The organism is Nocardiopsis sp. CNR-923 (assembly GCF_001942255.1).
GTDB lineage: Bacteria > Actinomycetota > Actinomycetes > Streptosporangiales > Streptosporangiaceae > Nocardiopsis.
The window spans coordinates 1-4045 of record NZ_MKKC01000016.1; the positions used below are offsets into that span (position 1 = coordinate 1).

The window sequence follows — 4045 nt, forward strand, 5'->3', positions numbered from 1 at the left end:
TCCTGGTCGCCGCCGTCACATCGTTCGCCACACGCACGCAGGTCACCGCGCCGATTGACGCCGACGGCAACCACGTCCCCAAGCGCACCGTGGCGGCCTAATGACCCACCCGCAGAAGCCCGGTGCCGTGACCGGCTACCGGGAACTCCCGCAGGACCTCATCGACCTGGCCAACCAGGTCAAGGAGAAGGAGAACGAGCTGGGCGATCTCCTGGCCAGTCTCCGGGAACGCGACGACGTCGACCAACGGTGCTTGGCGCTGGGCCGCACCAGCCTCCAGCAAGGGTTCATGTGGACGGTCAGGGGGCTTTTCTGCCCCGAATCGCGGCTGTGAACCGAAGGCGTGGCCCACCACGACCCTGGCCTGCGAGCTCGCTCCGAGAACGACGGTCCGCCCGACCATTCAGTGTCAGGCGGACCGTCGCTGCGTTCGGTCAGGCCCCGACGCGGGCCAGGGCTCCCGCCCACAGAACCATGCCGCGCTCATCACGCGCCAAGTCGCTCGGGACGAGCAAGTCGATCCGGTGCGGGTTGCGGACGGCAACCGTCCGGGACACGACCAGCCACCGAGCGGCGCGCTGCGCTGGCAGGTGGGTGGTGCCCAGCGGCCGCTCGTGAACCATCTCCCACGGGTGCCCCATCGGGGAGACGATGACCCGGGCAGTGCGCACCTGAGCCGACATCGGGTTGGCGCCCAGAGCGGTGAACGTGCCGTCCGGAGCGATGGTCACCACCTCGTGGGAGGTGAGGTTGACCAACGTGTGGTCAGCGAAGACAACCTCGACCGGAGCGGGGCGCACGAGGGCAGGCACCGTACCGGCGAACACTCCTGCGGCAAGATCCCACAGGGACGACCCGGGCACGAGCCGCAGACGCGCGAGAGCGGTACCGGCACGGTCGCGGACGGTCAGCATCGCACCGTCGCCACCCACCTCCCGCCAGTCGTGGCCGACCACCTGGTCGTGGCCGAGTTTGCGCAGCTCGCCCACGACCCACCGGCCCACCGGATCGGTACAGGACGGGGCCGCGGTGCCCACGATCCCCTCGATGCTGAGCAGGTCGGCGCCTTCGTCGCTGGTGAACACGTCGAATTCTCGGATGATGCGGGACAGCGCTTCCTGGGTCGCAGACCCGGTGGTGCCGCCAGGGGTAGCATCGTTCATGGTTCCGTTCACTTCCTTAGCCACAAGGGGTTTCGGGGTCGGGGTCCTGGCCGGCGGTTGCGTCGCCTGGTCAGGACCCGTTTTCACACCTGGTAGTGGGCGCGGTAGGCGAAGACCTCCTCCCACGAGATCGCGCCGACAGAGGCCGCCTTCAGGTGGCGGGAGCAGAACAGATCGTCAGGATCCGCACCGTCGGGGAGCGGCCGACCACACTGCTCCTCAGCGAAGACGGACTCGTAGACGCAGGCGAGGACCACCGGCTCCTCAGGGGGCTCGGGGGGCCAGTACCACTGGGTTTCCAGGGACACGATCACGAAGCGACCCCCACGGCAGCGGACGGGTGCAGGCCGCGACCAACCGACACGACCAGGTCGCGACCGTCGTAGCCGAACCGGAACAGGTCCGGTGCGACCCGCTCCCGGGGGTGGGCGCCCTCGACGACCTGACGGACCACGGTGGCGACCGACACCAACCGTTCGCCCTGTACCCACCGGTTTCCGGGCCCGCCGTCGGTCCACGCCGCGACAGTCTCCAGCACCCCCGCTGACAGGGTGACCTGCCACTCTGGCCGGTATCCGGCCAGACGCAGCACCCAGTCCGGTACAAGCTCGGGCCGAGTGCGCCGCCGGTGGTCGGCCAGAACCCGGGTGAACTCGGCCAGGCCGGAGGCGACCAGTGTGGGCGCCATCGCCACCACGGCGGCGACGTGGACCTCCTGAGCGGCCGCCCAGGTCACCTGGTCCAGGCGCGGCCACTCCGTGCAGGGGATGGATCGGCCTGTGCTCAGCTCCTCGAGTTCGGTGACCCGCCCACCGGAGGTGCGTGCGACCCGAGACAGGTAGTACAGCGGCGGACGGTCGAGGGTTCGGACGATCGCGAGGTCCCCACGGGCGGGAAGCGTCAGATCCCGGGGGCGGGCCAGGACGCCCTCCAGAGCGTTCGTCACATCTCCCCCCAGGTGCGCAAGACCTCTACGACCCCGTTTCGGGAGTAAGGCGCTTGGCCGATGAAGTCATGGGGGTGGGAGATGTGCCACCCAGTGAGGGGGCCATCGGTGACCCGGTGGGCCGAGGCCACCTCGGCGCCGGTCTCGTCCACCAGCTCCAGGACGGCGTCGCCGTGAGAGACGACATAGCCGTGTACCGCGAGGAAACGGGTGTTGCCGGTGTGAGGAGCCACGAACTCGCCGACGCGTCGACGGCAGCCAGCTCGGGCGGCAGGGTGAGCGCCATGTCGCCGCTGGTGATGAACCTGGCGAGGTCGCGCAGGGCGTTGGCGATCTCGCCGCGGTGCGGGTCCCCGTTCAGGTCGTCGGCCTCCCGGGCCAGGTAATCGGAGTAGTAGGCGCGGATCTGCGGGCCGTCGGGGTGGGCGTCGTAGTGGCCAAGGGCGGTCTGATCGGCGACGTAGGCGGCGCACTGCAAGGTGCTGCCCGTGCTTCCGGTGTAGGTCGGCATGGTGCGGGCGTAGCTGTCCACGGTCTCGGAGAGGCGGGCGAGCTCGCGCCAGGTCATCGGAGCGGTCATGGGGAACAGTTCCTCCTTATCGAGTGACGCGGGGGCGGTTGGCGCGGAACTGGAGCTGGCGGGCGACCCGGGCAGCCTGGGCCTGCTGGGCCACCTGTTGCTCGGCTCGGTGCTGGCGCTGGCGGACGAGGGAGATACGCGCCAAGCGCTCCAGGCTCGGGGGGTAGCGGGCCTTGATCCGTTGGATCTGCGCTTCGTACTGGTCCATCAGGAGTCCTTTCGCGGATGGTCACGTGATGAGGTGTTTCAGGCGGCCAGGCCTACAGAGCGGGCAGAGACCTGGAAGACACGGGGCTGAGTAGCGGCGGGGAGCAGACCGAGGGAAGCGGCGATGATCGCGGCGGCCACGCGGTGGTAGCAGACATGGGCGCCGCGCTGCCCCGCACGGCAACTGCACTGTTCGGGGGTGGCTCGGTACAGGTGGCCGGTGCGTCCGACGACCACGAAGATGTCGCCGCGCAAGCGGCTGATCGCGCCAGGGATCTCCAGGACCTCCTCGGCACCGGAAGCGACCGTTCTGCTGTGGCGGGCCAGACGGGTGCGCGCGGCAGCGAGCTCTTTCGCGAGGCAGCCGCGGCCGTAGCCGCGGGCGCGGGAGTCTGCGGAGTGCAGCGGGCGGCCGCAACGATTGCATGGAACCGGTGTGGGAGCGCCGGTGGTAATGGCCTGCATCTCCACCTCCGAGGGGATGGGGGGTGTTAACAAGTGGCAATAGTCACATTCTAACGTTATATACTAACGTTAGCAAGTATCTTTTGACTGTAAATGTCACCCACGGTTAGAAAGTGGCCATAGACTGACCGGCATGAGCGACGCCACCGACCAGACGTCCCCCGCTGGCCCCTATCGCCCCACCCCGATAACGCCACTACCGGAGCCACCCCCCGCAGGTGCGGACGAGCTGGCCGTCCTCGAATGGGCCGCTGAGGTCCACCGCTTGGCCGACGAGAACCTGACCACCGCTCTGGCCAACGCCTACGCCAACACCCGCTATCCAGTCGCCGAAATCCACGCCCGGAGCCCGTTCAGCAAGGTCCCCACGGAACGGCGCGTCCGAGAACGCGGCGTCCCTCCACGCCCTAGGGGTGGTCTGCGCTAGGCCTGGAACGATGCCCGAGCCCCTGTGGGTGGCCGTGATCGGGGCCAGCGCCGCACTGGGCGGTGCGCTCATCACTGTGTTCGCGACGTTTGCCACCGACGCCATCCGCTTCCGCCGCGAGGAACACCATCGAGTCCTCGCTGAACAACGCGCCGCTTAGAGCTCATCTCAAAAGCCATCAGCATGCTTTGCCAGGTGCTTGTAGCAGATGAGGATGCAGGCGATGCCGAGCATGGCCAGGAAAGTGGAGGCCTTGC

9 protein-coding genes are annotated in these 4045 nt (G+C 68.5%); 3 read left to right on the plus strand and 6 right to left on the minus strand.

The annotated features are described in order from the left end of the window. Positions 1–100: 100 nt before the first annotated feature. Complete coding sequence (locus tag BJF83_RS01080) at positions 101–334, plus strand: hypothetical protein (RefSeq protein WP_075924814.1); 234 nt, start codon at positions 101–103, stop codon at positions 332–334. A gap of 100 nt (positions 335–434) precedes the next feature. Here the strand turns inward: BJF83_RS01080 and BJF83_RS01085 are convergent, their stop codons facing one another. The 6 genes from BJF83_RS01085 to BJF83_RS01110 all read right to left on the minus strand — a co-directional run bounded on the left by BJF83_RS01085 (position 435) and on the right by BJF83_RS01110 (position 3361). Beyond that, a complete protein-coding gene (locus BJF83_RS01085; RefSeq protein WP_143831740.1) occupies positions 435–1163 on the minus strand; it encodes a hypothetical protein in 729 nt (242 codons plus the stop codon). Between the two features lie 83 nt (positions 1164–1246). After that, positions 1247–1477, minus strand: a complete 231-nt coding sequence (locus BJF83_RS01090) for a hypothetical protein (protein WP_075924816.1) — start codon at positions 1475–1477, stop codon at positions 1247–1249. Continuing rightward, on the minus strand, positions 1474–2109 hold the full coding sequence (locus tag BJF83_RS01095) for a hypothetical protein (RefSeq protein WP_075924817.1): 636 nt from the start codon (positions 2107–2109) through the stop codon (positions 1474–1476). Before BJF83_RS01095 ends, BJF83_RS01090 begins: the two co-directional genes overlap by 4 nt. A 25-nt stretch (positions 2110–2134) precedes the next feature. Then, positions 2135–2689 (minus strand): hypothetical protein, encoded by a 555-nt coding sequence (locus BJF83_RS01100; RefSeq protein WP_075924818.1) that lies wholly within the window; start codon positions 2687–2689, stop codon positions 2135–2137. A 16-nt stretch (positions 2690–2705) separates the two neighbouring features. After that, positions 2706–2897 (minus strand): hypothetical protein, encoded by a 192-nt coding sequence (locus BJF83_RS01105; protein WP_075924819.1) that lies wholly within the window; start codon positions 2895–2897, stop codon positions 2706–2708. 38 nt (positions 2898–2935) lie between these two features. Beyond that, the gene (locus BJF83_RS01110) at positions 2936–3361 is read right to left on the minus strand and encodes a DUF6011 domain-containing protein (RefSeq protein WP_075924820.1); all 426 of its coding nucleotides are present in this window, start codon (positions 3359–3361) and stop codon (positions 2936–2938) included. Between the two features lie 133 nt (positions 3362–3494). Between BJF83_RS01110 and BJF83_RS26420 the strand changes: the two genes are divergently transcribed. Further along, complete coding sequence (locus BJF83_RS26420) at positions 3495–3788, plus strand: hypothetical protein (RefSeq protein WP_143831741.1); 294 nt, start codon at positions 3495–3497, stop codon at positions 3786–3788. A gap of 10 nt (positions 3789–3798) precedes the next feature. Then, positions 3799–3948 carry a hypothetical protein gene (locus BJF83_RS27280; protein WP_158070317.1) on the plus strand — a complete coding sequence of 50 codons (150 nt, stop codon included), beginning with the start codon at positions 3799–3801 and terminating at the stop codon, positions 3946–3948. The last annotated feature ends 97 nt before the right edge of the window (positions 3949–4045 follow it).

What these genes read in the sequence shown, in the direction of transcription:
- BJF83_RS01080 (WP_075924814.1), top strand. Translation starts at nt 101, where the DNA reads ATGACCCACCCGCAGAAGCCCGGTGCCGTGACCGGCTACCGGGAACTC.
- BJF83_RS01085 (WP_143831740.1), bottom strand. Translation starts at nt 1,163, where the DNA reads ATGAACGATGCTACCCCTGGCGGCACCACCGGGTCTGCGACCCAGGAA.
- BJF83_RS01100 (WP_075924818.1), bottom strand. Translation starts at nt 2,689, where the DNA reads ATGACCGCTCCGATGACCTGGCGCGAGCTCGCCCGCCTCTCCGAGACC.
- BJF83_RS01105 (WP_075924819.1), bottom strand. Translation starts at nt 2,897, where the DNA reads ATGGACCAGTACGAAGCGCAGATCCAACGGATCAAGGCCCGCTACCCC.
- BJF83_RS01110 (WP_075924820.1), bottom strand. Translation starts at nt 3,361, where the DNA reads ATGCAGGCCATTACCACCGGCGCTCCCACACCGGTTCCATGCAATCGT.
- BJF83_RS26420 (WP_143831741.1), top strand. Translation starts at nt 3,495, where the DNA reads ATGAGCGACGCCACCGACCAGACGTCCCCCGCTGGCCCCTATCGCCCC.
- BJF83_RS27280 (WP_158070317.1), top strand. Translation starts at nt 3,799, where the DNA reads ATGCCCGAGCCCCTGTGGGTGGCCGTGATCGGGGCCAGCGCCGCACTG.